Here is a 25677-nt window from a genome sequence, read left to right as displayed (position 1 = left end):
CAACATGACGTCAGCCTTGCCCTGTCTTGTATAACGGGCAGGCTGCCCCCATAATCAGCCGCATGAAATTTTTATCCGACTTTCTTCCGGTAGCCCTGTTTTTCGGCAGTTACCTGATCACCCACGACATGTTCCTCGCCACCAAGGTGCTGGTTGCCGCCACCGCCTTGCTGTTCGCCTGGACTTGGTTCAAACACCGCAAGGTGGACGCCATGCAGTGGATCAACCTGATCCTCAGCGTCACCCTGGGTGCGGCTACCGTCATTTCGCACAACGATCTGTTCATCATCTGGAAATTCACCGTGCTGTACTGGCTGATGGCCATTGCCCTGCTGGTCAGCGACCTGCTGGGCAAGAACGGCCTGAAACTGCTGATGGGCGAACAAATCCAGCTGCCACAAGTCATCTGGCGCAAGCTGGCCTATGCCTGGGCCGCCTTCTTCAGCGCCATGGGCGCACTGAATCTGTATGTTGCCTTCAACTTCAGCCGTGAAATCTGGCTGAGCTTCAAGCTGTTCGGCAGTCTGGGCCTGATGGTGGTATTCGTCATCGCGCAAAGCCTGTTCCTGTCCAAATACATCGAGGATAAAAAATAATGCTGTACATCATCAGCGGCCAGGATCATCCCGGCAGTCTGGACAAGCGGCTGGCCTCCCGTCCTGAACATCTGGCTCGTCTTTCCGCCCTGCAGGAACAAGGCCGCCTGGTACTGGCCGGCCCCTGCCCGGCCATCGACAGCATTGATCCGGGCAGTGCCGGCTTTAGCGGCAGCCTGATCGTGGCCGAATTCTCCAGTCTGGAAGAAGCCCGCAACTGGGCCGATGCCGACCCCTATGTTGCCGCCGGCGTGTACGCCGCGGTGGAAGTTAAGCCCTTCCGCAAGGTATTCCCGGCATGAGCGACAGCGTCGCCCTGCTGCAAGCGGCCCTGCAGGCACTGCAGCCCGAACACTTGGAAATCCATGACGACAGCGCCGCCCACGCCGGTCATGCCGGCGCGCGGTCCGGTGGCGGCCACTACGATGTCCTGATTGTCTCCAGCCGCTTTACCGGCTTGAACAGCGTGGCCCGCCACCGTCTGGTATACGCCACGCTGGGCGATCTGATGAAAACCCAGGTTCATGCACTGGCTATTCGTGCGCTGACACCCGACGAACTTTGACTTCGAGAAAGAGTTATCCATGAAAAACTCCCGTATCGCCGCCCTGCTGCTGGCAGCCAGCATCAGTGTTCCAGCCATGGCTGAATCCATTGCCATGGTCAATGGCAAGGCTATCGACAAGACCGACCTGGACAACGCCGTTGCCCTGGTGGTTCAGAACAGCAATGGCAATGTGCAAGACTCCCCGGCCCTGCGCCAGCAGGTAAAGGACACCCTGATCAATCGCGAAGTCATCCTGCAGGAAGCCCAGAGCCGCAAGCTGGACCAGCAGCCGGCCTTTACCAAGCGTCTGGACGAAGTACGCCAGGACATGCTGCGTGAAGCGCTGTTTGCCGACCTGGTCAAGCAGGTGAAAATCAGCGATGCCCAGCTGCAGGAACGCTACGCCCAGACCCAGAGCAAGTTCACTGGCACCAAAGACGTGCATGCGCACCAGATCACCGTGGCTAGCGAAGCCGAAGCACAGAAAATCATCGACAGCCTGAAAAAGGGCGGCAAGTTCGAAGAACTGGCCAAGAGCCGTTCGATCGACCCGGCAGCCAAGCAAAATGGCGGCGACATGGGCTGGGGCAATCTGGCCCGCATGGAGCCGCAATTGGCAGAAGTGCTGAAGGGTCTGAACAAGGGCCAGATCAGCAGCAAGCCGATGCAGACCCGCGTGGGCTGGATCGTGTTCAAGGTTGACGATGTACGCGATGCCAAGCTGCCGCCGCTGGAAGAAGTAAAACCGCAAATCGAGCGTCAGCTGCAGGAAGAAGCCATCGGCAAGGCCGTGGAAGATCTGCGCGGCAAGGCGAAAATCCAGTAACACCACACCACTGCAAGTAACAACAGGAATACATCATGCGCAAGACTTTGCTGGCAAGCGCCCTGCTGGCCGCCCTGAGCACCACCGTCGTACTGGCTGCCGGCCCGTCCGTAAATGGCAATGAAATCTCCCAGGCCCGCATCGATGCCGTCGTGCAAATGATGGCAGCCCAGGGTCAGGCCGCTGACGACAAGACCAAGGACATGGTCAAGGATCAGCTGATTACCGCAGAAGTACTGCGCCAGGAAGCCATCAAGAAGGGCATCGACAAAGCTGCCGACTTCAAGGCCGAACTGCAGAACATGGAAGCCATGGCCCTGGCCAACCGTGTGATCAAGGACTTCCAGAAAGCCAACCCGGTGACTGACGACCAGCTGAAGGCTGAGTACGACAAGCTGGTGGCTTCGGTACCGGAAACCAAGCAATACCACGCCCGTCACATCCTGGTAGCCAGCGAAGCGGAAGCCAAGGCCGTGATCGAGTCCCTGCGCAAGGGCAAGGCCTTCGACCTGCTGGCCAAGGAAAAATCCAAGGATCCGGGCAGCAAGGCCACTGGTGGCGATCTGGGCTGGCAAGAAGCCGGTACTTTCGTACCGGAATTCTCCGAGGCCATGGCCAAGCTGAGCAAGGGTCAGGTCACTGCCAAGCCGGTGAAAACCCAGTTTGGCTGGCACATCATCAAGCTGGACGACGTGCGCACCGAACGCAATGTGCCGTCGCTGGACGATGCCCGCCCGCAGCTGACCCAGCGCATCATGGGTGCACGTATCGAAAAATACGTGGGCGACCTGAAAGCCCAGGCCAAGATCCAGCAGTAATCTGCCACCTGCCCGGCCTGTTGGCTGACGCACATAAAAAAGGGATGCTCACGCATCCCTTTTTTACTGGCTTGCTTCTGGCGGGGTCAGTTCTCGTCGGACCAGCCCGGTGCGCGCTTGCCCAGAAAAGCCGCCACGCCTTCCAGCTGCTCTTCTTCACCCACCAGTTCCAGCAAGGCTGCCCGCCCCTGCTGCAGATGCTGCTCCAGCGATAGATTCACGCTGTCCTCGATCAGCTGCCGGGCGCGAGCCACCGCCAGCGGTGCCTGGTTGGCCACTTTTCCAGCCAGACTGACCGCGATGATCTTGGCAAAGCCGGGGTCGACAATCTCCTCGACCAGACCAATATCGTAGGCCTTTTGCGCGTCGACAATCTCACCGCCCAGAATCATGCGTTTGGCCCAGGACACACCCACCTTGTCAGCCAGCCTCTTGCAGCCACCACCTGCCGGCAACAGGCCGACCTTGGCTTCCGGCAGGCCCAGCCTGGCACCGCGTTCCACCACCATGTAGTCGCACATCAGCGCGCACTCCAGGCCGCCGCCCAGCGCGTAGCCATTGATGGCAGCCACGGTAACGCCGGTGTAGCTGCGCACGGCGGCAAAAGCAGCTGCAAAAGCATCCAGCAGTGCCGTGGCCTCCTGCTTGCTGCCGGTAGCCAGCAGTTTCAGGTCAGCCCCCGCACAGAAAAAGGCTTCGCCCGCTCCGGTAATCACTACCGAGCGCACGCTCTTGTCCGACTGCAGGGCTGACATCAGCTCGGCCAACTCTTGCAGGCTGGCGATGGTCCACAAGTTGGCGGGAGGGTGATTGATGGTGATGATTGCAGACTGGCCCAGATGTTCAAGCGTCAAATACTTGGCCATGTAGTTTCCTCAGTTTCTCTATGGGTCGTACACATTGCGGCTCCTGCCCGCGTGGCCTTGTTAACCAGACCATCCCCGATACCGACAGGAAAGAATGAGCATTCTCAGGGCTTGCACCACCTTTTTCCAGCGCGGATTGCCAATATGCTCAACTTTTTTTCTAGATGGCTGCGCACATAAATGCCAAACAGAATTTGCGTTTTTTTTACTATTACCATGTCACAATTTGCCTAATATTCAGGCAATCCGGCCCGCTGGCCGCTCTGTTAGAATAGAGGTTTAAGCAACAGGCTGTCGCATGTTAGAAACAAATTTCTGGATCATTTTCCTGACTGGCCTGCTGGGCGGCGGGCATTGCATGGGCATGTGCGGCGGCATTATCACCGCACTCACCCTGAACCTGCCGGCCGGGCAACAGCGCTGGCTGATCCTGCTTTCCTACAATGTCGGACGCATTGGCAGCTATGTGCTGATTGGAGCCGCACTTGGTGGCCTGGCTGGTGCCGGCCTCAGCCTGCTGACCGCACGGCCGGCACAGCTTGCCCTGCTGGTACTGGCTAACCTGATGCTGATCGCCATGGGCCTGTATCTGGCCGGCCTGTCTTCCGCCATTACCGCACTGGAAAAACTGGGCCGCCCGGTATGGGCGCGCCTGCAACCCTTGCTGACACGCCTGCTCCCCATCCGCAGCCCGCGCGGCGCACTGCTGGCTGGCACGCTGTGGGGCTGGCTGCCCTGCGGTCTGGTATACAGTGCGTCATTGTCCGCCCTGGCCAGTGGCAAAGCCACTCAGGGCGGTTTGCTGATGCTGGCCTTCGGCCTGGGCACGCTGCCCAATCTGCTGCTGATGGGCGTGTTTGCCGATACCTTGCGCCAGTGGCTGCAGCAAAGGCTGGTGCGCCTGCTGGCTGGCTTGCTGGTGGCTGGCATGGGGCTGACGCGCTTGCTGCTACTGGCGGCCGGTCATTAAAAAAAGCCGTCACGCTAGTGCGACGGCTTTTGGCTTGAGACGCGAGCGACTGCAAAGTCAGCGAATGGACTTCAGGATGGTTTCCACATTGTAGTGAAACAGCTTGAGATAATCGCCAGCCGGGCCACTAGGCTTGGACAGCGCATCAGCATACAGCTCGCCACCGATTTTCACCTTGGCCTCGCGGGTTAGCTGCTCCAGCAGGCGCTTGTCGGTCATGTTTTCCATGAAGACAGCACTGACCTTTTCCTGCCGTACCTGCCGCACCAGTTGCGCTACGCCCTTGGCCGAGGCCTCGGCCTCTGTGCTCACCCCCTGGATAGCCAGCAGCTTGATGCCGTAGCGCTCACCCAGATAGCCGAAGGCATCGTGCGAGGTCAGCATCTTGCGCTTGGCCGCAGGAATAGCCGCAAACTCTTTGGCCGCCCAGTCGTCCTGCTGCTTGACCTTGGCCGCAAACTCCGCCGCACGGCGGGTGTAATCTGCCTTACCCTGCGGGTCAGCCTTGATCAGGCCGGCGGTGATATTGCGGATATACACCTGCACGCGCTGCGGGTCGTGCCAGGCGTGCGGGTCAACCGCATCATGACCATGCGCTTCGCCCTCTTCCTCTGGCGCCATGCGCGTCTTGATGCCCTTGCCCGCCTCAACCAGCACACCCCTGAAACTGGAAGCCTTGGTCAGGCGTCCCATCCAGCCTTCCAGTCCCAAACCGTTGGTGACAAACAGCCGGGAGGCCGACAGTTTCTTCACATCGGCAGGCGATGGCTGAAACACATGAGCATCCTGATCCGGACCAACCAGCGACACCACATCCACCCGATCGCCGCCGATTTCACGGGCCATGTCGCCAACAATACTGAAACTGGCCACCACCGGTAGCTTCGCCGCCAGCGCAAAGGCCGGCAGACTCAGCAGCAACAAGCCAAACAGGCTTTTTTTCATGCCATCTCCTCAGGATTCAAAATGCCGCGCACGGATATAACGCGGCAAGGCACCGCCCGCCGGAGCGAACAGCAGGGAAAACAGATAGAACAGGCCAGCCACCAGAATAATGGCGGGACCGGACGGCAACTCGAAATGGTAAGACAGCAGCAAACCGGCCATGCCGCTGACAAAGGCCACGCTCACCGCCATCACCAGCATGCCCTCCACCGATTCCGACCACAGCCGCGCCGTGATCGCCGGCAGCATCATCAGGCCCACCGCCATCAGCGTACCCAGCGCCTGGAAACCGGAAACCAGATTCAGCACCACCAGCATCAGGAAAGCCATGTGCCACAAGCCGCCGCGGGCACCCACCGAGCGCAGGAATACCGGATCCAGGCTTTCCAGCAGCATGGGGCGATAGATAAAGGCCAGGCTGATCACTGTGACCGAGGCCACGCCGCTCACCAGATAGAGCGCCGCATCATCCACCGCCAGCACCGAACCAAACAGGATGTGCATCAGGTCGACATTGCTGCCGCTCTTGGACACCAGCAGCACACCAATGGCCAGCGACAACAGGTAGAAAGCCGCAAAGCTGGCGTCTTCCTTGATACCGGCAAAGCGGGTGGCGAGGCCAGCCAGCACAGCCACCAGCACCCCGGCAACAAAGCCGCCCAGGCTCATGGCCGGCAGACTGAGGCCGGCCAGCATGAAACCAACCGCCGCGCCGGGCAGCACGGCATGGCTCATGGCATCGCCCATCAGGCTCATGCGGCGCATCACCAGAAACAGGCCGATGGGGCCACTGCCCAGCGACAGCGCCAGGCAACCGGCCAGCGCGCGGCGCATGAAGGCGAAATCGACAAAAGGAGCTATCAACAAGTCATACAGGTGTTGCATCAGACATTGACCCCGTCTACCTGACAAACCGCAGCGCGGTCCTGCCAGTGGGCTGCGGTATCCACCGCACGTTTCAGATTGGCATCGGTCAGCACCTGCTCGGTGCGCCCCCAGGCCACCACTTCGCGCGCCAGCAGCAAGGTGTGGGGGAAGTAGGCCCGCACCTGCTCGTAGTCATGCAATACCGCAATGATGGTGCGACCTTCTTCTTTCCAGCGACGGACCAGCTCCAGCAAATCGAAGGTGGTCTTGGCATCCATGGCGGTAAACGGCTCGTCCAGCAGGATCAGCCGCGCATCCTGCAGCAGGATGCGAGCAAACAACACACGCTGGAACTGCCCGCTGGACAACGCAGAGATGGCACGCGGCGCAAAATCGGCCAGCCCCACCTGCTCCAGTGCATCCATGGCCTGGCCCAGGCCGACCCGCCCCACCTTGCCAAAGGGGCCGGTGCGATGCCACAGCCCGGTGGCCACCAGATCCAGCACACTGACCGGCAGCGAGCGGTCGATTTCCGACTGCTGCGGCAGATAGGCAATATCCTGGCGGGCAAAGCCTTCCAGCCGGGCATGACCGGAGTCAGGCGTCAGTGCACCTATCATGGCCTTGAGCAAGGTGCTCTTGCCGGCACCGTTCGGCCCGAAAATGGCCGTGGCATCGCCAGTGGCAAAGCTGCCGCTGACATGATGGACCGCAGGGTGGCGCTGATAAGACACCGTCAGGTTGTCGAGAATGACTGTCATGCTGCCTCCTGCAAGGCCCACAGCACCACGCCCCACAAACCAGCCAGCACCAGCAGGGCCAGCACCAGGCGCTGCCAGGCTGACATGGCCAGCAGGCTGACCGGCGGACGCAGATTGGCGGCAGTCAGATGCTGATGGGCTGCCGCGCCGTGATGATGGGCATGGCCGTGCTGCGCATCATCGCTTGAATGTTGATGTTTCATGTGTGTACTTACTCGAAGCAGGCCTGCAAGGCCGCTTCTACTTTTGCGTTATCGAGTGTCGGGGCAATCAGTTCAAACCGACTGTCGCGCCGCCATGACACCTGGCTGGCACTCCACTGCCCTTCCACCCAGTTCAGCCAGACCCAGCTGTCCAGCACCTTGAACACACCCTTGGCCCTGACCAGGCCGGGCAGCAGCTTGGGCAAGGTGTCGAAGAAATCGGTGAGTTTTTCGCCGCTGAAGGCCTGCTCTGGCGAGAAGGTCCAGCCGGCAGAATCCCAGCCACTGCCGCTGTCGGCGGTAATCGCCGGCCGATAACGCGGCTTGAGAGTCACGGCGGCATCCAGCCAGCTCACATCCAGCAGGCCATCGCGCACCTCGGCCACCACCGATTTGGGCGGAAACAGCTTGCCGGCCTGGGCACGGAAGGCTTCCAGCGTTTCCACATCGGCCATGTCGGTCTTGTTGGCCACCAGCACATCGGCAATGGCTACCTGGTCGCGGTACAGCGGCTGGCGCAGATAATCCGGGCTGACAAACTGGCGCGGATCAACCAGCGTCAGCACCGCCCCCACTTCCAACGCATCGCCCAGCGGCTTGGCACGCAGCTCGTCGATGACGCCAGCGGCATGCGCCAGCCCGCTGGCCTCGATCAGCAGACGGTCCGGCCGCTCACGTCGCAACAACGTGGCAACGGTGGCCGTCATCTGCGGGCCAGCCACACAGCACAGACAGCCGCCGGCAATTTCCGCCACCGGCAGCTCATCATTCATCAACGCGGCACCATCGATACCGACTTCGCCGAACTCATTGACGATCACCGCCCATTTTTCCGTAGCCGGACGGGTAGCGATCAGATGGCGCAGCGCCGTGGTCTTGCCCACGCCGAGAAAGCCGGTAAACAGATTGACGATGGTTTTTTTCATATTCGACATGCCTTGCAAAGTCCGGTCAGCATCAGGTTCTGGTGACTCAGGGTGAAATCGGCGGCCAGGGCGACATCGCGCAGGCCATTCAGCGCCGCCATCACATCCACCTCCTGCACCTTGCCGCAGGTTTCACAAACCAGAATCATGCTTTCGTGCTGACACTCGAAATGGTCACAGACGATAAAGCCGTTCAGCGCATCGACCCGATGCAGCAGCCCCTGCTCTACCAGAAAATCCAGCGCGCGATACACAGTGGGCGGTGCCGCCGCACCGCGCTCTTTTTGCAGGTCGGCCAACACCTGGTAAGCCTTCACCACACCTTCATGGCGCAGCACCAGCTCCAGCACCTGCTTGCGCAGCGCAGTCAGCTTGCAGCCACGTTGCTCGCAGTGCAGCTCGGCCGCCTGCAGATATTGATTGCTGTTCATAGGCCTATTCCCGTCACAATGAACCGAATGTTACTGTATAACATCACATCAATACAACCATTAACACTTAGTGGGTATTGTCGGCGCGGCAGTCATGCTAGCCTGTTGGTCTGCCGACATTCCAGGCAGCCACCCTCACCAAGGAGCCCACATGAAAAAAATCCTCATGCTCAGCCTTTGCGCCCTACTGGCCAGCCCGGCCTTTGCCGCGGATGATCCGGTTGCCGCACGGCAGACCATCTTCAAGCAGTTCAAGAAAGATGCCGCAGCCATGGGCAAGATGGTGAAGGGTGACGCCTTCAACAAAGATGAATTCAGCAAGCTGGCCACCCACCTGGACCAAATCGCCCAGCAGCCGTGGCAGCATTTCCCGGCCGGCAGCGCCAGCGGCCAGGCCAAGCACCAGACCGATGCCAAGCCGGAAATCTGGAGCAAGGCCGCCGACTGGACCAAGGCTGTCGACAACTTCAAGGCCGAAACCGGCAAGCTGAAGCAAGTAGCTGCCAACGGTGATGTGGCCAGCATCAAGAATCAGTTTGCTGCAGTGCAAAAAACCTGTAAGAGCTGCCACGACGGCTTCCGCAAAGACTGATAAACTCAGGGCTTGATCAGCAAAAGTTCAGCGAAGTTGCTGAACTTTTTTTATGAAGTCTCCTCACAACGCAGTTCCAACCACCGTAGCGCCAACATGAAACAGACTGTTACCGCCCTGCTGCTTGCCGCACTGGCCATTCCGGCTGCCATGGCCGATTCGCCCGCCGAAATCCGCACTCAAAGCTTCAAGAAGGTGCTGCGCGCCTTCGAACCCATGGGCATGGTGGTACGCGAACGCGACCCCTACAACAAGGCCAAATTCATCGTCATGGCCGACTCGCTGAAGCAGATTGCCGGCGAGCCGTTCAATCACTTCCCGGCTGGCAGCATTGATGCCAAGAGCCGCGCCAAGCCGGAAATCTGGAGCCAGCCGGCCAAATTCCAGACAGCACGCGATACTTTCCTGAAGGCCGTCAGCGATCTAGACAGCACCGCACGCAACGGCGACCTCGCCAGCATCAAGAAGAGCTATGGCGTCGTGGCGCAAAGCTGCAAGGCCTGTCACGACAGTTTCCGCGGCCCGGAAAAATAAGCAGCAGCCCACCAATGCAAAAAGCCCTGCAGTGCAGGGCTTTTTTATGACTTACCCGCCGTTTTTTACAAGCGGGTCAGCAGAAAAACACCACCACCGGCCGCCAACAAGGCCAGCACTGCCAGCAGCCCGGAACGGAAGCGCAGCGGCGCTACATCGCCGGACACCTCCTGATAGCCAGTCAGCATCGGCTTGACCAGATTCTGCTTCCTTAACACCCGGTATGCCACGATGGCTGCCACATGCATGGCCACCAGCAGCAGGATGAAGTTGAACAGCAATTTGTGAAAACCGGTAATCGATTCGGACAGGCCACTGGCAATCAGCTTGGCCAGCGGGCCATCGAAGGTATAGCTGTCCACATCACTGGCAAACAAGCCGCTCGCCACCTGCAACAGCAACACGGTCAGCAAGGCCACCACCATCAGGCCACCTAGTGGATTATGACCGGGCTGCTCCTGCTGCCCACCCTGCAGGTAGCGACGGATGGCTGCCGGCCCTTTGACAAACTGGCTGAAGCGGGCAGTCTGGCTGCCGACCACACCCCAGATCAAACGAAACAGCAGCAACGCCGCCACGGCTTCGCCGCACAGCACATGGTAGTGCAGCCAATCGCCACCCTGTTCGCCGCTGAACCACATGCCGGCAAACAGCGCCACCAGGCTCCAGTGAAAAAACCGTGTCGGGGCATCCCACACCTTGATCATCTGCACCATCGTCTCCCTCGCTCGGCAATTGTTCAAAGTGAAAAGTGTAACCAGCCAGCACGATACTGCCTACTCCCGACTCCTTAATCTCTGTTAACAGCCGGACGGCGACACCGCCCAGACACGGCCATTTGCCGGTTTCGGATCCAAAAATCCGCGCTTTTCGGGTAGTATTAGCCCTTTCGCCGCCCGCCCCTGCGCAGCCAGCCCTGCCCGGAGCGGATACCGGCTACCGCACTGACAGCCCGCTGCGGCTGTGTTTTCACGCATTGAGTTGGAGAATGTAATGACCCAAGCTTCACTGATGGAAGATCTGGAGGCACGCGGCCTGATCGCGCAAACCACAGACGCCGCTGCCTTGTCCGAACTCCTGGCCAAGGAACAGCTTACCCTGTATTGCGGATTCGACCCCACGGCTGACAGCCTGCATATCGGCAGCCTGGTTCCCATCCTGATGCTCAAGCGCTTCCAGCAAGCCGGTCACCGCCCCATCGCCCTGGTAGGCGGTGCCACTGGCATGATTGGCGACCCCAGTTTCAAGGCCACCGAGCGCAAGCTGAACACCCCGGACATCATCGAAGGCTGGGTGGAAAAAATCCGCGCCCAGGTATCACCCTTCCTGTCCTTCGAAGGCGACAACGCCGCGGTGATGGCCAACAACTACGACTGGTTTGGCGGCATGGGCGCGCTGGAATTCCTGCGTGACATCGGCAAGCATTTCTCGGTCAATGCCATGATCAAGAAAGAAGCCGTGCAGCAGCGTATCAGCCGCGACGACCAGGGCATTTCCTACACCGAATTCTCCTACAGCCTGCTGCAGGGTTATGACTTCTCCGAACTGAACCGCCGCCTGGGCTGCAAGCTGCAAATCGGCGGCTCCGACCAGTGGGGCAATATCACGGCCGGCACCGACCTCACCCGTCGCCTGAACCAGCAGCAGGTGTTTGGCCTGACCATGCCGCTGGTCACCAAGTCGGACGGCACCAAATTCGGCAAGACCGAATCCGGCACCATCTGGCTGGACGCACGCAAAACCTCGCCCTACGCTTTCTATCAGTTCTGGCTGGGCACGGCTGATGCCGACGTGTACAAATTCCTGCGCTACTTCAGCTTCCTGTCGGTCGCCGAGATTGCCGCCATCGAAGAGGCCGATAAGGTGCGCGAAGGCAAGCCGGAAGGCCAGCGCATCCTGGCCGAACAGGTGACCGAACTGGTACACGGCAAAGCCGCACTGGCCGCCGCCCAGCGCATTACCCAGAGCCTGTTCAGCAACGATCTGTCCAGCCTGACCGAAGACGACTTCGCCCAGCTGGCACAGGACGGCCTGCCGCACTTTGTACTGAACAGTGCCGACGACAGCCTGATCGACGCCGTTGCCAATGGCGGTCTGGCCAAGTCCAAGAGCGAGGCACGCACCTTCATCCAGAGCGGCGCAGTCAGCATCAATGGCAACAAGGCAGACAGCATCGAGCATCGCTTCACTGCCGCTGACCGTCTATTTGGCCGCTACAGCCTGCTCAAGCGCGGCAAGAAAAACTACGCCCTGATCGAATGGCAGGCCTGATTTCAGCCTGAAGCAGGCTGGCCAAAACCGCAGCTCGCTCATGGCGGCATCCTTACGCACACAGCGTAGCGATGCCGCCATTTTCAACGCCAGCTGCTGCCCGGCAGCGCTCGACGGCACACCAGCCAGGCCGCTAGAATTTCCGCCACCTCACCCTGCCAGCGAGACAAGCATCATGGAAAGAATCGGCTTTATCGGTCTGGGCCTGATGGGCCTGCCCCTATGCCGACGGCTGCAAGCCGCCGGTTTTCCCCTTAGCGTATGGAACCGTTCGCCCGACAAGCTGCAACAGGCCGGTGCGGAGGGCCTGCATGTCAGTGCATCACTGACCGAACTGGCGGAACGCAGCGACATCCTGATGCTGTGCGTGGCCGATGCCGCCGCCGTGCAAGCCGTATTCAGCCAGTTGCAAAGCAGCCTGCGCAGCGGACAACTGATCATCGACCTTTCCAGCATCGACCCGGACACCACCCGCCGCTGTGCAGAACGAGCAAAGCAGCAAGGTGCCAGCTGGGTGGATGCGCCGGTATCCGGCGGTGTCAATGGCGCGACACAAGGCACGCTGGTGGTCATGGCCGGTGGCAGCGCGCAGGATATCGGCCGGGCCAGCCTAGCACTGCAGCCGCTGTCACAGCGCATCACCCGCATGGGAGAGGTCGGCAGCGGCCAGGTCAGCAAAATCTGCAATCAGCTGATCGTGGCAGCCAATGCCATGCTGATTGCCGAAGCGGTCGCGCTGGCAGAAAACAATGGCGTGGATGCCAGCCTGCTGGCCCCCGCGCTGGCTGGCGGCTTTGCCGACTCGCTGCCGCTGCAGATCCTGGCCCCGCGTATGGCCGCACGGCAGGCGGAGCCGGTGCAGTGGAAGGTCGCCACCCTGTTGAAAGACCTGGACAACGCGGGTCAGCTGTCCAAACAAAGCCAGTCCGCCACCCCGCTGGCCGCACTGGCCAGCCAGCTGATGCGCCTGCATGCGGCACAAGGCCACAGCAACGCCGATCTGAGCAGCGTCATTCATCTCTACCAGGACAAGGAGTAAGCCCCATGCTGAAACTATCGGCCAATCTGAGCATGCTGTTTGCCCACCTGCCCTGGCCACAGCGCTTTGCCGCTGCCCACGCGGCAGGCTTTCAGGCAGTGGAAATCCAATTTCCCTACGAGCACAGCGTGCAACAACTGCAGCAATGGCTGGGAGAGAACCAGCTCAAGCTGGTGCTGATCAACGCCCCGGCCGGCGACCTGATGCAAGGTGGCAGCGGCCTGGCCGGCACGCCGGGTCGGAAAGCGGAATTCGCCGCCGGACTGCAGCAATGCCTGCACTACGCCACCGCTCTGGGTGTGGAAGCCGTCAATATCCTGCCAGGGCGGCTGGCCGCCGGCTGCAGCCGTGAACAAGCCATCGCCGTATTGCATGGCAATCTGCTACTGGCCGCTGACACGCTGGGCCGGCAGCAGATACGCACCACGGTGGAAGCCATCAACCGCCATGACATGCCGGACTTTCTCATCAGCACGCTCAGCGAGCTGCAGCAACTGCCAGCACATGCCAATCTCTACTGGCAGATCGATCTCTATCACATGGCCCGCATGGGCGAAGCACTGGAGCCATTGCTGCGCCAACACTGGCAGCGCATCGGCCACCTGCAGTTTGCCGATGTGCCGGGACGCGGCGCACCGGGCAGTGGCGCACTGGATTTCGCCGCCCTGTTCGCACAGCTGGCCAGCCTGCCCTATGCTTACTGGAGTGGCGCGGAATATCGCGATACCGATGGTGCAGTGCAATGGCTGCAGCCATTACTGGCAAAGCAAGCCATGAATGGCCAGCAGGGCTGAATATTGCAGAAATATGCAATTTTTCTCTTTTTGCGACATCACCTGGCGGTGAATCAATCACTTAGCCAAGCACTTTGCAAAAACAGCTTGCAAACGCTTTAATTTTACCGTAAAGTGCCAACCCTTCTGATTTCCATTTCCACCGGCAGTATTTGCAGCTGTTCTGCAGCATTGCCGGTGTGATGCTTCATCGTCCCTGACCGATATTCCAGGCTTCGTCCACGTAGTGTCTCTTTTGACTGGACTGCTGTTCGCCGCTTGCACAGGTTGGTGCCGATGACCGACAGCCTCATACGAGGCTGCTAACCGCCACATCTCCTGGCCAAGCGACACCGGCTCTACTCCGGTTTGAAAGGATATTATGCATTTCTCCGATCTGGGCATTGCCCCGACCATTCTGCGCGCACTCGAAACTGCTGGTTACACCTCGCCCACCGGCGTACAAGCCGAAGCCATCCCCGCTGCCATCGCTGGCCGCGACCTGCTGGTTTCCGCCCAAACCGGTAGCGGCAAGACCGCAGCCTTCCTGCTGCCGGCACTGACCAAGCTGTCCGAGCGCTCCACTGGCAAGGGTCAAGGTCCGCGCGTTCTGGTGCTGTGCCCGACTCGCGAACTGGCGCAACAGGTTGAGAAAAACGCCCTGGAATACGGCAAGGACCTGCGCTGGATGAAAACCGCCTGCCTGGTTGGTGGCGCTTCCTTCGGCTACCAGACCCGCGCCCTGTCCCGCCCGATCGACCTGATCGTGGCTACCCCGGGCCGTCTGATGGACCACATGCGCTCCGGCCGCATCGACTTCTCCCGTCTGGAAATGCTGGTACTGGACGAAGCCGACCGCATGCTGGACATGGGCTTCATCGATGACATCGAAACCATCGTCAAGGCCACCCCGGAAACCCGTCAGACCGTACTGTTCTCCGCCACCCTGGACGGCACCGTTGGTCGCATGGCCGAAAAGATGACCCGCGATCCGCAGCGCATCGAAATCGCCCGTACCGAAACCTCCGGCGGCACCATCGAAGAACACCTGCTGTACGCTGACGACCTGAACCACAAGCATCGTCTGCTGGATCACATCCTGAAAGAATCGGGTTTTGATCAGTGCGTGATCTTCTCGGCTACCAAGGCCTACACCGAAGAACTGGCCGACAAGCTGTCCGACCAGGGTTACTCCGCCGCCTGCCTGCATGGCGACATGCCGCAAAGCTGGCGTAACCGTACCCTGAACGACCTGCGTCGTGGCCGTATCAAAATCCTGGTTGCAACCGACGTTGCTGCTCGCGGCATCGACGTACCGACCATCACCCACGTCGTCAACTTCGACCTGCCCAAGCAAGCTGAAGACTACGTGCACCGTATCGGCCGTACCGGTCGTGCCGGTCGTGATGGCACCGCCATCACCCTGGCGGAATCGAAAGAATTCCACAAGGTTCGCCGTATCGAGCAATACCTGAAGCGCCAGATCACCGAAGGCGTCATCGAAGGCCTGGAACCGACCCGTCGCCCGCCGAAAGGCCCGCGTCGCAACGGCAAGCCGGGTGGTTACGGTGCCCAAGGCCAAGGTCAGCGCCGTGGCAGCGGTAGCAGCAGCAGTGGCAATGGCTACGGTCGCGAGCGTCGCGAAGGTGGCTACGGCCGTGGCACTGGCAGCAGCAGCTACGACAAGCGCGGTCCGCGTTCGTCCAGCGCCAGCCAAGGCCAGCGCAGCACCCAGCGCGCTGACTAAGCAATACGCAGTGGATTGAACAAGGCGATCTCCGGATCGCCTTTTTTCATGCCCACAGCCAGGCTGGCATTCGGAAAACTCATGCAGGCACCGGTATAAACTGGCTTGTCAGATCGCGGCAAGCACGCCCAGAATATCTGCACTACCCGTATCGGAGCTCGCATGACCACCCTCTCCACCATTCCCCAGCGTCTGACTGCCCTGCGTCAGGCCATGCAGCAACATCATATTGATGCCTGCCTGATCCCGTCGTCCGACCCCCACCTGTCGGAATACCTGCCCGCACACTGGCAAGCCCGACAATGGCTGTCCGGCTTCAAGGGCTCGATGGGCACCTTGATCGTGACCCTGGACCAGGCCGGCCTGTGGGCCGACAGCCGCTACTGGGAACAAGCCGAACAGGAGCTGCTGGGTAGCGGCATTACCCTGATGAAAATCCAGACCGCCGCCAGCACCCAGCATCTGGACTGGCTGGCACAGCAGCTGGGCAACGGCCAGACGCTGAGCGTAGACGGTGATGTATTAAGCCTGGCGGCAGCACAAGCCCTGCAAACCACCCTGCACGCCAAGGGTGTGCAGCTGCGTACCGACATCGATCTGGTCGGGCAAATCTGGCAGGCACGCCCGGCACTGCCTCATGCTGCCATCTACCCGCACTCTGCTCCGTTTGCCAGCACCCGTCGTGCAGACAAGCTGCTGGCCGTGCGCCAGGCCATGCAACAGACAGCCGCCAGTCATCACTTCATCTCCACCCTGGACGACATCGCCTGGCTGTTCAATCTGCGCGGGGCCGATGTCAGCTACAACCCGGTCTTCATCAGCCATGCGCTGATCAGCCCGAAACAAGCCACACTGTTTGTCGACACCAGCAAGCTGGATGCCACACTGCAAGCTGAACTCGCCGCTGACGGCATTGAGCTGGCGGATTACCACCTGGCCAAAACTGCACTCAGCCAACTGACCGCCAGCCACAGCATCCTGATCGACCCGCGCCGCATCACGCTGGGCCTGCGCCAGGCGATTGCCGCAGAAACCACCGTCATCAGCGCCATCAATCCCAGCACCTTGCTCAAATCGCGCAAGACCGCCGCCGAGGCCGCCCAGGTGCGCGCCACCATGGAGCAGGATGGCGCTGCGCTATGTGAGTTCTTTGCCTGGTTTGAAAACGCGGTCAATCGCGAAACCATCACCGAACTGACCATCGACGAGCAGATCACCGCCGCCCGCGCCCGCCGCCCCGGCTTTGTCTCGCCCAGCTTCGCCACCATTGCCGGCTTCAATGCCAATGGCGCGCTGCCACACTACCATGCCACAGCAGAAGCGCATTCCCACATCAGCGGCGATGGCCTGCTGCTGATCGACTCCGGCGGCCAGTATCTGGGCGGCACCACCGACATCACCCGCGTGGTGGCGGTGGGTACGCCCAGCGCCGAGCAGAAGCGCGACTTCACCCTCGTCTTGAAGGGAACCATCAATCTGTCGATGGCGCATTTTCCGCGTGGCACCCTGTCGCCGATGCTGGATGCCCTGGCCCGCGCTCCGATGTGGCAGCACAATATCGACTTTGGCCACGGCACCGGCCATGGCGTAGGCTATTTCCTCAATGTACATGAAGGCCCGCAGACCATTTCACGCAGCCTGCCAGACCCCAGCATGGCGATGCAGCAAGGCATGATCACCTCGGTAGAACCTGGCATTTATCGTCCCGGCCAATGGGGGGTGCGCATCGAAAACCTGGTGCTGAACGTGGATGCCGAGCAGAACGGCTTTGGCGACTTCCTGCGCTTCGAAACACTCACCCTCTGCCCTATCGACACCCGCTGCATCGAGCACGGCCTGCTGTCACGGCAGGAGGTGGACTGGCTGAACCACTATCACCAAGAAGTACGCACCCGCCTGCTGCCACTGGTGGATGGCCCAGCCCGCGACTGGCTGCTGCACAATACGCAGGCGATTTAGACGCACCAACAGAACCGCCGCTCCTGCGTTGCGCCTCACCGGCCATCAGCAAAAGAAAACGCCCTGATATTTCAGGGCGTTTTTCATGTCAGGCCAGCAACACTGGCTTACATGGTTTCCAATACCTTGATACCCAACAGGTCGAGGCCGGTCTTCAGCGTCTTGCCAGTCAGCGCAGCCAGCTGCAGACGGCTGGCACGCACCTCACCCTCACTCTTCAGGATGGGGCAGGCCTCGTAGAAGCGCGAGAACAGCGTGGCAATCTGGTACAGATAGTTGGACAGATAGTGCGGATAGCAACCATCGGCCACCGACAGCAAGGTGTCTTCAAACTGCGCCAGTGCCGCCGCCAGATGCTTCTCAGCCGGCTCGGTAATCACGATGGGCGCATTGGCATCGACGTTTTCTGCCTTGCGGAACACGCTCTGCACGCGGGTGTAGGCATACTGCAGATAAGGCGCAGTATTGCCCTCGAAGGCCAGCATGGTATCCCAGTTGAAGATGTAGTCACTCATGCGATTCTTCGACAGGTCGGCATACTTCACCGCGCCAATACCCACGGTGGCAGCGATTTCACGTCTTGCCGCCTCGGACAGATCAGGGTTCTTTTCCGAAACCAGCGCATAGGCGCGCTCTTCCGCCTCGTCCAGCAGTTCGATCAGCTTGACGGTGCCACCGGAACGGGTCTTGAACGGCTTGCCGTCATCACCCATCATCACGCCAAAGCCGACATGCTCCAGCAGCATGCTTTCCGGCGCAAAACCGGCCTTGCGGCAGATGCTGAACATCTGGGCAAAGTGCTGGCTCTGCCGCGCATCCACCACGTAGATGACGCGATCCAGATTCAACACCTTGTGACGGTAGCGCACGGCACCCAGATCGGTAGTGGTATACAGGAAACCACCATCTTTCTTGCGGATGATCACGCCCATCGGCTCGTCATCCTGGGTGCGGAACTCTTCCAGGAACACCACCTCCGCGCCATCGCTTTCGCTCAGCAGGCCAGCGGCACGCAATTCATCCACAATGACCGGCAAGTCGTCGTTATAGGAGGACTCGCCACGCACGTGCTCGCGCTTGAGGCCGACATTGAGCTTCTGGTACACCGCCTCGCAATGCTTGAGCGAAATGTCGACAAACTGCGCCCACAGCTTCAGCACCTCGGCATCGCCACCTTGCAGACGCACCACATAATCACGGGCGCGGTCGGCGAACTCTTCGCTTTCGTCAAAGCGCACCTTGGCATTGCGGTAGAAGGTTTCCAGATCGGACAATTCCAGCGCGTTGTCACCGGCCTGGCGGATTTCCACCAGGTAGGCGGTCAACATGCCGAACTGGGTACCCCAGTCGCCAACATGATTGGCACGCACCACGTCGTGGCCAAGAAATTCCATCACGCGCGCCAGCGCATCGCCAATGATGGACGAGCGCAGGTGGCCTACGTGCATTTCCTTGGCCAGATTAGGCGAGGAATACTCCACCATCACGCGTTGCGGCGCTACCGGCGCAATACCCAGCCGCACATCTTTCAGGGCAACTTCGCTGCGTCGGGCCAGATATTCAGGGGCTAGATGAATATTGATGAAACCCGGACCAGCGATTTCCACCTTGTCGGCAATGCCTTGCAAATCCAGCGCAGCAACCACCGTTTGCGCCAGTTCGCGCGGATTGGTCTTGAGCGCCTTGGCCGCACCCATCACGCCGTTGGCCTGATAGTCGCCGAATTCCGGCTTGGAAGCCGGCTGAATGACCGCCGGCGCATCCGGCGCGCCAGCAGCGCTCAGCGCTGCCTGCACCCGTTCATTAATTAATTGCAGAATCGTCATGCATAGCCCCATATTGCTGTGAAAACGAAAAAAAGCCTTCGTTTTCGAAAAAATAACACTGTCGATTGTATGCCCCCCTGCCCTGAGGGGCAATGTTTGCATCGCAGCAAAATGGCGTCTTGTGCGCCAATCAGGGGCAAAATACCGCCATCCTGCACCACACCAGCCCCGAACAGCTAAAGCCAGATGGTTTCCCCGATGGCCGGCAGCATGAAATCGGCGGGGCTGACCTCCTGCTCGCGCAAGGCCATCGCCAGCTCCGCCATGGGTTGCTGTATTGGCTCGTCGGTGAGGATGAAGGTGCCCCAGTGCACCGCCCAGGCCTTGCGCGCCGCCACATGCTTGAAAATGCGCACGGCCTCATCCGGATTGACATGCTGCGCCCGCATCACCTTGCGCGGCTCGTAAGCCCCGATAGGCAGCAGAGCAAAATCCACCGGCCCGATATGCAGGCCGATTTCATGAAACAGCTCGGCCTGATAGCCGGTATCGCCGGGATACCAGATCTTCAAGCCGGCCCCTTCCAGCAGATAGCCACCCCACAAGGCCTTGTTCAGATCCCCCCACGGGCCACGATTGCTCCAGTGATGTGCCGGCGTCAGCAGCACACGCAGCGAGCCCCGCTCAACCGCATGCCACCAGTCCAGTTCGACGATCCGCTCGGCCGGCACACCGGCAGCGCGCACCGCACGTGCCACGCCCAGCGGCACCACGAAATCCGGCGCCCCACCTGGCTGCCGCGCCAGCCGTTTGAGCGTAGGGAAATCCAGATGGTCGTAATGCAGATGCGTCAGCAAGACCAGATCGATATGCGGCAAATCCGGCAAATCAATGGGCAAAGGCACTTGCCGCTTCGGCCCCAGGTGGCGAAACGGTGACACCCGTGGCGACAGCGCCGGATCAATCAGCACATTCTGCCCACCCAGTTGAACAAAGCTGCTGGCATGCCCCAGCCAGGTCACCGATGTGCGTTGACGGTTAGCACACAGGGCGGCGGCATCGCCAGCGCTCAGCGGGACCATTTCCGGCCGGTGATCCGGGCGCGGACGCCACCACTGCGCCAGCTTCCAGTGCAACAAGCTGCCGAGCGTAGGCAGGACAAAAGGGTAAAGATTGCGATAGCCGGCTGGGCCATGATGACGCGCCGCCGGCTTTGCAGCATACGGAGCACGATTGAACAGCGAGGCCAGCCAGTCAGGACGTCTGAACATGAAGCATTCCAACAAGGACAATGCCCTGAGTGTGCCGCCCCGGCCCTGCTTTGCCAAGCCAAAACAGGAAACCGGCAAAGGGAATCCCATGAAAAATGGCCTCCAGTGGAGGCCATTCGAGCAGTGAAGCAGTCCAGCAATCAGAAGCTGTACACCGCCTGAGCAGCAAAGATGTCGTTGCTCTTGCGATAGTTACCATCGTTACGCAGGAACACGTCGCGATTGGCCCAGTCGTGGCGGTATTCCATCTTCAGGGTCAGCTGATCGGTCGGGTAGAACAGCAAGGCCGCAGTCAACGCCTGACGGGTAGCGCCCGAGCAGTCGGTACCATTGGCTGTGCTATTGCTGAAGCAAGCCTGGGAGATGCCAAAGCCGTTAGTGCCATCAACACCGCTCGACTGCCCCAGGGCAATACCACCGCCACCGCCACCGTTCTTGCTGTCATTCAGGTAGTCGTAACGCAGCGTGGCACCCATGCGGCCAAACAGCTCGCTACTCCACTTCTGGTGTGCCAACAGCGAGAAACCGTACCAGACGGCATCGCCACCATTCCAGGCCGCCTGTTTCTGCCGGCCATAATCCAGCTCGGCATTCAGCACGCCGTCGGTCATGGTGTAAGTGGCATCCAGCTCGGCAAAGTAGTAATTGCTATACGGGTTGCTGGACGAGCCCTGATAGCCGTAGGTCTTGTCTGCAGTGCCACTGGAATCGGTATGCGCCAGCAGCGACTGACGCCCCACATTGGCCGAAGCGCCAATATCCAGCGCACTGCTCCAGGTGTAGTCAAAGCGGCCGGTCACACTGGGCGTGTTATTGGCCGACTTGCCATTATTGGTATCCACCGAATTGGCCGAGGTGCGGAACTGCTCGTTGGCAATCATGAACTTGGTGGCCCACGCGCCATGCGCCCAGTTGAAACCGGCACCCACATAACTGCCCGGATCGCTGAAGTCATACAGCAGGCCATGGGTAATGGTGTTCATCTGGTTAGACTGCTGCACTTCGTAGCCACCAAAGCTATTCATCAGGCCGGCCACCAACTGGGTGGTATCGGATACCGGGAAGTTGATCATCGCGGTATTGATGATGTTGTTGGTGCCACCGCCATCCAGCAGGGTATTGCCCGAACCACGATTAGGCAGAATGGTGATTTCGGCACTCGGCGCCATCGGGCCTACCCCGAAGGTTTTCTTGATGTCCAGATAGACATCGCCGAAGGTGCTGTTGGTATAGGCATAACCACTATTGTGGTTGACGAACTGGAAGCCCGAGCTCTTGCCACTGCGGTTATACAGATAGGTGGGATCCAGATAGCCGGTCACGCTCAGGCCGGCAATCGGGCCTTCGCTGGCGTCGGTCGTCAGCTTGTCCACCTTCATTTCCATCCCCGCCACACGCTGCTTCAGCTCGGTATTGGCATCATCCGCCTCCGGCGCCTTGGCAGCGGTTGCCGCATTCACCGCTTTCTGCAACTGCTGCATTTGCGCCTGCAGGGCCTCTAACTGGGCCTTCAGCTTGGCGATCTCGTCTCCCTTGGCATCAGCCATGGCTACGCCGGGAAGACCTGCGATCAGTGCACTGATCAACAATTTCTTCATCACACTTCTCCCTTGTACTACTGCATGGATACCACGTTGTTTTCACTGCACGTACAAAAAAGGGGCAGCAACCGGAATGCTGTGTTATCCCTGCTGCTGCCCCCGTCGTTACCTACGACTTGTCTTCCCGGCTTACGCCTGATTGAAGGCTAGTTGCATTTCACGATCACGCTTGCGCTGTACCGAGCGCATGTACAGATTGCCCACCACGACACCTACCGACACCACGATGATGAACAGGGTGGCCAAGGCGTTCATTTCCGGGTTCAGACCCAGACGGACACGGGAGAAGATCACCATCGGCAGCGTGGTGGAACCCGGGCCGGACAGGAAGGCAGTCAGCACCAGGTCATCCAGCGACAGGGTGAAGGACAGCAGCCAGCCGGACACCAGTGCCTGGGAGATCAGCGGCAGGGTGATCACGAAGAACACCTTGAGCGGACGCGCCCCCAGATCCATGGCAGCTTCTTCCAGCGAACGGTTCAGTTCACGCACACGGGACTGCACCACGATGGCCACATAGGACACGCAGAGCATCACGTGACCGATCCAGATGGTGAACACGCCCCGCCCTTCCGGCCAGCCGAATGTTTGCTCCATGGCCACAAACAGCAGCAGCAGCGAGATACCCTGAATCACTTCAGGAATCACCAGCGGCGCATTGATCATGCCGGCAAACAACGGAAACAGGCGGAAGCGGTTGAGCCGCGCCATCACGAAACCCGCCCAGGTGCCAATCACTACGGCGGCGGTAGCCGTCATCAGGGCGATCTTGATACTGAGCAGGGCGGCATTGATCAGCTCGTCATCTTCCAGCAGTGCCCAATACCACTTGGTGGAAAAACCCGACCACACCGTCACCAGCTTGGACTCGTTGAACGAGTAGATGATCAGCAACACGATGGGCAGATAAAGGAAGGAGTAGCCGAAGCCAAGTACCGCATACGACAGCGGCTTGCTGGGTTTCATCGTGCTCATTTCACTTCCTCCATCACTTTTGCTTGGTAATGCTGGAACAGGGCCATCGGCACCAGCAGCAGCAGCACCATGGCGCAGGTCACGGTTGCAGCCATCGGCCAGTCCATATTGTTAAAGAATTCGTCCCACATTACGCGGCCGATCATCAGCGTGTCCGAACCACCCAGCAGTTCCGGAATCACGTACTCGCCCACCGCCGGAATGAATACCAGCAGGCTGCCGGCGATGATGCCGTTTTTCGACAGCGGCAAGGTCACCTGGACAAATGCCTTCCACGGACGGGCACCCAGGTCATAGGCGGCCTCCAGCAGACGCAGGTCCATTTTCACCAGATGCGCATACAGCGGCATGATCATGAAAGGCAGGTAGGAGAACACCATGCCGATATACACGCCCCAGTTGGTGTGATAGAGCCGCAGCGGCGTATCGATGACACCCAGCCACATCAGGAACTGGTTCAGGAAACCATCGTTCTTGAGAATGCCGATCCAGGCGTAGACGCGAATCAGGTAGGAAGTCCAGAACGGCAGCATCACCATCATCATCAGCGTGTCACGAGCAGACTCGGACGCACGGGCGATGTAATAGGCCATGGGGTAGCCGATCAGCAGGCACAGTACGGTGGAGACAAAAGCCATCTTCACCGAGCTGATATAGGTGGCGAAATACAGATCGTCACCCAGCATGAACTTGTAGTGGCCGATATTGAGCACCAGGGTGAAGACGTCGTCTTCCATCTTGGTCAGCGGCGTATAGGGCGGAATGCCCAGTTGCTGCTGCGAGAAGCTGATGCCCACTACCAGCAGGAAGGGCAGCAGGAAAAACACAAACAAAAACAGGAAGGGAACACCAATGACGGTAGTCCTGCCGGACGGAAACCATCGACTAAAATTGAGACTTTTCATGTTTAGCACCACTTGGCCGGTGGGACCGGCTTGCCAAGCACATCTTTACAGCCATCATATCAAGGCCCTGTCACGACTCGCCCTGATGTGATGACTTACGTTTCACTACAGCCCGGCTCTCCAGAACCAGACTGTAACCCTCACTCCAGTACTACTTTTTCTTAGCCATCTGCTGTTCCGGCAATACGGTAGCAGCGGCTGTTGCATCAATCCCTGCGGCACTTGGCCAAGGGACCGTGCAGGTCAGAACCAGCCGGGCGAACATCCACCCGGCCGGTCAGGACACGGTTTAGCGGCCAGTCTTCAACTGGGTCCACAGACGGTTCTGCAGACGCATGATGTCAGACGGCAGCGGTTTGAGCAGGAACAAGGTCTTCATGACCGATTCCGGCGGGTAGATGGACGGATCGTTGGCGATTTCCGGCTTCACGAACTTGCGGGCAGCCGCATTGGCCGTTGGATAGAACACTTCGTCGGTAATCGCGGCATTGACTTCCGGATTTTCGATGTAGTTGATCCACTTGAGGGCGGCATCGACATGCGGTGCATCTTTCGGGATCACCATCACGTCAAACCAGATCGGTGCGCCGGACTTGGGAATCACATAGCCCAGCTGGTAGGTACGCTTGGCTTCGGCAGCACGATGCTTGGCGATGTTAACGTCGCCAGACCAGCCCAGCGCCAGGCAGATGTCGCCGTTGGCCAGGTCATTGATATAGCCGGAAGAGTTGAACTGGGTGATGTAGGGGCGGATTTTCTTCAGCAGTTCGAAGGCAGCCTGGTAGTCGGCCGGGTTCTTGCTGTTGGGATCTTTGCCCAGATGATGCAGGGTAACGGCGAATACGTCATTGGCCTGATCCAGTACCGAAACGCCACAGCCCTTCAGCTTGGAAACGTATTTCGGGTCAAACAGGATGTCCCAGCTATCCAGCGGGGTGTCCTTGCCGAGGATGGCCTTGACCTTGGTGAAGTTGTAACCCAGGCCATCGGTACCATAAGCCCACGGCACGCCGTGCGCATTGCCCGGATCGGCATCCTGGATCTTGGCCATCAGCGCCTTGTCCAGATTCGCCAGATTGGGGATCTTGGACTTGTCCAGCTTCTGGTAGATACCGGCCTCGATCTGCTTGGCCATGAAGTTGGAAGTAGGCACCACGATGTCGTAACCGGCACGGCCGGTCATCATCTTGGCTTGCAGGGTATCGTCGCTGTCGTAGACGTCGTACTTGACCTTGACCCCGGACTGCTTTTCAAAGCCAGGAATGGTGCTCTTGGCGATGTAGTCGGACCAGTTGTAGACGTTCAGTACCTTGTCTTCTGCCAGTACGCCTGCACTAGGCAACAGCAGAAGCAGCGAACACAGCACTTTCTTGACAAGTTTCTTCTTCATTACAGGCTTCCTAATGTATTGCAAGACCATAAACTCCCTGTTGTCTGGGGACTCAGGGACCTGATGAACTGCACCTCCTGTTGACCGTCCGGGGTTTT

28 protein-coding genes are annotated in these 25677 nt (G+C 59.7%); 14 read left to right on the top strand and 14 right to left on the bottom strand.

Annotated elements, in window-relative coordinates; translation table 11 throughout:
- Positions 1-62 precede the first annotated feature (62 nt).
- The 5 genes from FAZ30_RS13980 to FAZ30_RS13960 are packed head-to-tail and all read left to right on the top strand — an operon-like array spanning position 63 to position 2787.
- Positions 63-596: a septation protein A gene (locus tag FAZ30_RS13980; RefSeq protein ID WP_124643447.1), complete on the top strand. Its 534-nt coding sequence runs from the start codon at positions 63-65 to the stop codon at positions 594-596.
- Positions 596-898: a YciI family protein gene (locus FAZ30_RS13975; protein WP_124643446.1), complete on the top strand. Its 303-nt coding sequence runs from the start codon at positions 596-598 to the stop codon at positions 896-898. Before FAZ30_RS13980 ends, FAZ30_RS13975 begins: the two co-directional genes overlap by 1 nt.
- Entirely contained in the window at positions 895-1161 is a 267-nt protein-coding gene (locus tag FAZ30_RS13970; RefSeq protein ID WP_124643445.1) for a BolA family protein, read from the top strand. The genes FAZ30_RS13975 and FAZ30_RS13970 overlap by 4 nt, the downstream gene beginning before the upstream one ends.
- A gap of 19 nt (positions 1162-1180) precedes the next feature.
- The gene (locus FAZ30_RS13965) at positions 1181-1969 is read left to right on the top strand and encodes a peptidylprolyl isomerase (RefSeq protein WP_124643444.1); all 789 of its coding nucleotides are present in this window, start codon (positions 1181-1183) and stop codon (positions 1967-1969) included.
- A gap of 35 nt (positions 1970-2004) precedes the next feature.
- Complete coding sequence (locus FAZ30_RS13960; protein WP_124643443.1) at positions 2005-2787, top strand: peptidylprolyl isomerase; 783 nt, start codon at positions 2005-2007, stop codon at positions 2785-2787.
- Between the two features lie 86 nt (positions 2788-2873).
- On the opposite strand, the gene FAZ30_RS13955 is transcribed toward FAZ30_RS13960, so the two are convergent.
- Positions 2874-3653, bottom strand: coding sequence for an enoyl-CoA hydratase (locus FAZ30_RS13955; RefSeq protein ID WP_137009646.1), 780 nt, complete (start codon positions 3651-3653; stop codon positions 2874-2876).
- Between the two features lie 298 nt (positions 3654-3951).
- Between FAZ30_RS13955 and FAZ30_RS13950 the strand changes: the two genes are divergently transcribed.
- The gene (locus FAZ30_RS13950; protein WP_137009645.1) at positions 3952-4623 is read left to right on the top strand and encodes a sulfite exporter TauE/SafE family protein; all 672 of its coding nucleotides are present in this window, start codon (positions 3952-3954) and stop codon (positions 4621-4623) included.
- A gap of 57 nt (positions 4624-4680) precedes the next feature.
- On the opposite strand, the gene FAZ30_RS13945 is transcribed toward FAZ30_RS13950, so the two are convergent.
- The 6 genes from FAZ30_RS13945 to FAZ30_RS13920 are packed head-to-tail and all read right to left on the bottom strand — an operon-like array spanning position 4681 to position 8756.
- Complete coding sequence (locus FAZ30_RS13945) at positions 4681-5568, bottom strand: metal ABC transporter substrate-binding protein (protein WP_137009644.1); 888 nt, start codon at positions 5566-5568, stop codon at positions 4681-4683.
- A gap of 9 nt (positions 5569-5577) precedes the next feature.
- Positions 5578-6453, bottom strand: a complete 876-nt coding sequence (locus tag FAZ30_RS13940; protein ID WP_124643439.1) for a metal ABC transporter permease — start codon at positions 6451-6453, stop codon at positions 5578-5580.
- Entirely contained in the window at positions 6453-7196 is a 744-nt protein-coding gene (locus FAZ30_RS13935; RefSeq protein WP_137009643.1) for a metal ABC transporter ATP-binding protein, read from the bottom strand. The genes FAZ30_RS13940 and FAZ30_RS13935 overlap by 1 nt, the downstream gene beginning before the upstream one ends.
- Positions 7193-7399: a hypothetical protein gene (locus FAZ30_RS13930; RefSeq protein WP_137009642.1), complete on the bottom strand. Its 207-nt coding sequence runs from the start codon at positions 7397-7399 to the stop codon at positions 7193-7195. Before FAZ30_RS13930 ends, FAZ30_RS13935 begins: the two co-directional genes overlap by 4 nt.
- 8 nt (positions 7400-7407) lie before the next feature.
- Positions 7408-8334 (bottom strand): CobW family GTP-binding protein, encoded by a 927-nt coding sequence (locus tag FAZ30_RS13925; RefSeq protein ID WP_168190850.1) that lies wholly within the window; start codon positions 8332-8334, stop codon positions 7408-7410.
- Positions 8322-8756, bottom strand: a complete 435-nt coding sequence (locus FAZ30_RS13920; protein ID WP_137009641.1) for a Fur family transcriptional regulator — start codon at positions 8754-8756, stop codon at positions 8322-8324. The genes FAZ30_RS13925 and FAZ30_RS13920 overlap by 13 nt, the downstream gene beginning before the upstream one ends.
- Before the next feature lie 151 nt (positions 8757-8907).
- Here FAZ30_RS13920 and FAZ30_RS13915 point away from each other — a divergent pair, with 151 nt between their 5' ends.
- The gene (locus FAZ30_RS13915) at positions 8908-9348 is read left to right on the top strand and encodes a c-type cytochrome (RefSeq protein ID WP_137009640.1); all 441 of its coding nucleotides are present in this window, start codon (positions 8908-8910) and stop codon (positions 9346-9348) included.
- Between the two features lie 96 nt (positions 9349-9444).
- A complete protein-coding gene (locus FAZ30_RS13910) occupies positions 9445-9882 on the top strand; it encodes a c-type cytochrome (protein ID WP_137009639.1) in 438 nt (145 codons plus the stop codon).
- 65 nt (positions 9883-9947) lie between these two features.
- On the opposite strand, the gene FAZ30_RS13905 is transcribed toward FAZ30_RS13910, so the two are convergent.
- Complete coding sequence (locus tag FAZ30_RS13905) at positions 9948-10589, bottom strand: cytochrome b/b6 domain-containing protein (protein ID WP_246043360.1); 642 nt, start codon at positions 10587-10589, stop codon at positions 9948-9950.
- Between the two features lie 286 nt (positions 10590-10875).
- On the opposite strand from FAZ30_RS13905, the gene tyrS reads away from it, so the two are divergent.
- From tyrS to FAZ30_RS13880, 5 genes are all read left to right on the top strand, one after another.
- The gene (tyrS, locus tag FAZ30_RS13900) at positions 10876-12153 is read left to right on the top strand and encodes a tyrosine--tRNA ligase (RefSeq protein ID WP_124643432.1); all 1278 of its coding nucleotides are present in this window, start codon (positions 10876-10878) and stop codon (positions 12151-12153) included.
- A gap of 40 nt (positions 12154-12193) precedes the next feature.
- The gene (locus tag FAZ30_RS13895) at positions 12194-13192 is read left to right on the top strand and encodes an NAD(P)-dependent oxidoreductase (RefSeq protein ID WP_246043359.1); all 999 of its coding nucleotides are present in this window, start codon (positions 12194-12196) and stop codon (positions 13190-13192) included.
- A 5-nt stretch (positions 13193-13197) separates the two neighbouring features.
- Positions 13198-13986, top strand: coding sequence for a hydroxypyruvate isomerase family protein (locus tag FAZ30_RS13890; protein ID WP_205676602.1), 789 nt, complete (start codon positions 13198-13200; stop codon positions 13984-13986).
- Positions 13987-14347: 361 nt separating this feature from the next.
- Complete coding sequence (locus FAZ30_RS13885) at positions 14348-15712, top strand: DEAD/DEAH box helicase (protein ID WP_124643431.1); 1365 nt, start codon at positions 14348-14350, stop codon at positions 15710-15712.
- A 162-nt stretch (positions 15713-15874) separates the two neighbouring features.
- Entirely contained in the window at positions 15875-17671 is a 1797-nt protein-coding gene (locus tag FAZ30_RS13880) for an aminopeptidase P family protein (protein WP_205676601.1), read from the top strand.
- A 107-nt stretch (positions 17672-17778) separates the two neighbouring features.
- On the opposite strand, the gene argS is transcribed toward FAZ30_RS13880, so the two are convergent.
- The gene (gene argS, locus FAZ30_RS13875) at positions 17779-19497 is read right to left on the bottom strand and encodes an arginine--tRNA ligase (protein WP_137009637.1); all 1719 of its coding nucleotides are present in this window, start codon (positions 19495-19497) and stop codon (positions 17779-17781) included.
- A 176-nt stretch (positions 19498-19673) separates the two neighbouring features.
- Complete coding sequence (locus FAZ30_RS13870; RefSeq protein WP_168190849.1) at positions 19674-20708, bottom strand: MBL fold metallo-hydrolase; 1035 nt, start codon at positions 20706-20708, stop codon at positions 19674-19676.
- Here FAZ30_RS13870 and FAZ30_RS20895 point away from each other — a divergent pair.
- Positions 20707-20835 (top strand): hypothetical protein, encoded by a 129-nt coding sequence (locus FAZ30_RS20895; protein WP_281279196.1) that lies wholly within the window; start codon positions 20707-20709, stop codon positions 20833-20835. The two genes, FAZ30_RS13870 and FAZ30_RS20895, sit on opposite strands and share 2 nt — an antisense overlap.
- A gap of 13 nt (positions 20836-20848) precedes the next feature.
- Here the strand turns inward: FAZ30_RS20895 and FAZ30_RS13865 are convergent, their stop codons facing one another.
- From FAZ30_RS13865 to FAZ30_RS13850, 4 genes are all read right to left on the bottom strand, one after another.
- On the bottom strand, positions 20849-22306 hold the full coding sequence (locus tag FAZ30_RS13865) for a DUF3138 family protein (RefSeq protein WP_137009635.1): 1458 nt from the start codon (positions 22304-22306) through the stop codon (positions 20849-20851).
- 132 nt (positions 22307-22438) lie between these two features.
- Positions 22439-23275 carry an ABC transporter permease subunit gene (locus tag FAZ30_RS13860; RefSeq protein ID WP_124643503.1) on the bottom strand — a complete coding sequence of 279 codons (837 nt, stop codon included), beginning with the start codon at positions 23273-23275 and terminating at the stop codon, positions 22439-22441.
- Positions 23276-23280: 5 nt separating this feature from the next.
- On the bottom strand, positions 23281-24189 hold the full coding sequence (locus FAZ30_RS13855) for an ABC transporter permease subunit (protein ID WP_124643428.1): 909 nt from the start codon (positions 24187-24189) through the stop codon (positions 23281-23283).
- Between the two features lie 289 nt (positions 24190-24478).
- Entirely contained in the window at positions 24479-25579 is a 1101-nt protein-coding gene (locus FAZ30_RS13850; RefSeq protein WP_124643427.1) for a polyamine ABC transporter substrate-binding protein, read from the bottom strand.
- Between the last annotated feature and the right edge of the window lie 98 nt (positions 25580-25677).

This window comes from Aquitalea aquatilis (genome assembly GCF_005155025.1).
Classification (GTDB): domain Bacteria; phylum Pseudomonadota; class Gammaproteobacteria; order Burkholderiales; family Chromobacteriaceae; genus Aquitalea; species Aquitalea aquatilis.
The sequence above is the reverse complement of the archived record's forward strand: the minus strand, read 5'-3'. Positions and strand labels throughout refer to the sequence as shown.

Excerpts from the sequence above, each read along its gene's own strand:
- FAZ30_RS13980 (WP_124643447.1), top strand. The coding sequence starts at position 63 with ATGAAATTTTTATCCGACTTTCTTCCGGTAGCCCTGTTTTTCGGCAGT.
- FAZ30_RS13975 (WP_124643446.1), top strand. The coding sequence starts at position 596 with ATGCTGTACATCATCAGCGGCCAGGATCATCCCGGCAGTCTGGACAAG.
- FAZ30_RS13970 (WP_124643445.1), top strand. The coding sequence starts at position 895 with ATGAGCGACAGCGTCGCCCTGCTGCAAGCGGCCCTGCAGGCACTGCAG.
- FAZ30_RS13965 (WP_124643444.1), top strand. The coding sequence starts at position 1,181 with ATGAAAAACTCCCGTATCGCCGCCCTGCTGCTGGCAGCCAGCATCAGT.
- FAZ30_RS13960 (WP_124643443.1), top strand. The coding sequence starts at position 2,005 with ATGCGCAAGACTTTGCTGGCAAGCGCCCTGCTGGCCGCCCTGAGCACC.
- FAZ30_RS13955 (WP_137009646.1), bottom strand. The coding sequence starts at position 3,653 with ATGGCCAAGTATTTGACGCTTGAACATCTGGGCCAGTCTGCAATCATC.
- FAZ30_RS13950 (WP_137009645.1), top strand. The coding sequence starts at position 3,952 with ATGTTAGAAACAAATTTCTGGATCATTTTCCTGACTGGCCTGCTGGGC.
- FAZ30_RS13945 (WP_137009644.1), bottom strand. The coding sequence starts at position 5,568 with ATGAAAAAAAGCCTGTTTGGCTTGTTGCTGCTGAGTCTGCCGGCCTTT.
- FAZ30_RS13940 (WP_124643439.1), bottom strand. The coding sequence starts at position 6,453 with ATGCAACACCTGTATGACTTGTTGATAGCTCCTTTTGTCGATTTCGCC.
- FAZ30_RS13935 (WP_137009643.1), bottom strand. The coding sequence starts at position 7,196 with ATGACAGTCATTCTCGACAACCTGACGGTGTCTTATCAGCGCCACCCT.
- FAZ30_RS13930 (WP_137009642.1), bottom strand. The coding sequence starts at position 7,399 with ATGAAACATCAACATTCAAGCGATGATGCGCAGCACGGCCATGCCCAT.
- FAZ30_RS13925 (WP_168190850.1), bottom strand. The coding sequence starts at position 8,334 with ATGTCGAATATGAAAAAAACCATCGTCAATCTGTTTACCGGCTTTCTC.
- FAZ30_RS13920 (WP_137009641.1), bottom strand. The coding sequence starts at position 8,756 with ATGAACAGCAATCAATATCTGCAGGCGGCCGAGCTGCACTGCGAGCAA.
- FAZ30_RS13915 (WP_137009640.1), top strand. The coding sequence starts at position 8,908 with ATGAAAAAAATCCTCATGCTCAGCCTTTGCGCCCTACTGGCCAGCCCG.
- FAZ30_RS13910 (WP_137009639.1), top strand. The coding sequence starts at position 9,445 with ATGAAACAGACTGTTACCGCCCTGCTGCTTGCCGCACTGGCCATTCCG.
- FAZ30_RS13905 (WP_246043360.1), bottom strand. The coding sequence starts at position 10,589 with ATGATCAAGGTGTGGGATGCCCCGACACGGTTTTTTCACTGGAGCCTG.
- tyrS (WP_124643432.1), top strand. The coding sequence starts at position 10,876 with ATGACCCAAGCTTCACTGATGGAAGATCTGGAGGCACGCGGCCTGATC.
- FAZ30_RS13895 (WP_246043359.1), top strand. The coding sequence starts at position 12,194 with ATGGCGGCATCCTTACGCACACAGCGTAGCGATGCCGCCATTTTCAAC.
- FAZ30_RS13890 (WP_205676602.1), top strand. The coding sequence starts at position 13,198 with ATGCTGAAACTATCGGCCAATCTGAGCATGCTGTTTGCCCACCTGCCC.
- FAZ30_RS13885 (WP_124643431.1), top strand. The coding sequence starts at position 14,348 with ATGCATTTCTCCGATCTGGGCATTGCCCCGACCATTCTGCGCGCACTC.
- FAZ30_RS13880 (WP_205676601.1), top strand. The coding sequence starts at position 15,875 with ATGACCACCCTCTCCACCATTCCCCAGCGTCTGACTGCCCTGCGTCAG.
- argS (WP_137009637.1), bottom strand. The coding sequence starts at position 19,497 with ATGACGATTCTGCAATTAATTAATGAACGGGTGCAGGCAGCGCTGAGC.
- FAZ30_RS20895 (WP_281279196.1), top strand. The coding sequence starts at position 20,707 with ATGAAGCATTCCAACAAGGACAATGCCCTGAGTGTGCCGCCCCGGCCC.
- FAZ30_RS13870 (WP_168190849.1), bottom strand. The coding sequence starts at position 20,708 with ATGTTCAGACGTCCTGACTGGCTGGCCTCGCTGTTCAATCGTGCTCCG.
- FAZ30_RS13865 (WP_137009635.1), bottom strand. The coding sequence starts at position 22,306 with ATGAAGAAATTGTTGATCAGTGCACTGATCGCAGGTCTTCCCGGCGTA.
- FAZ30_RS13860 (WP_124643503.1), bottom strand. The coding sequence starts at position 23,275 with ATGAAACCCAGCAAGCCGCTGTCGTATGCGGTACTTGGCTTCGGCTAC.
- FAZ30_RS13855 (WP_124643428.1), bottom strand. The coding sequence starts at position 24,189 with ATGAAAAGTCTCAATTTTAGTCGATGGTTTCCGTCCGGCAGGACTACC.
- FAZ30_RS13850 (WP_124643427.1), bottom strand. The coding sequence starts at position 25,579 with ATGAAGAAGAAACTTGTCAAGAAAGTGCTGTGTTCGCTGCTTCTGCTG.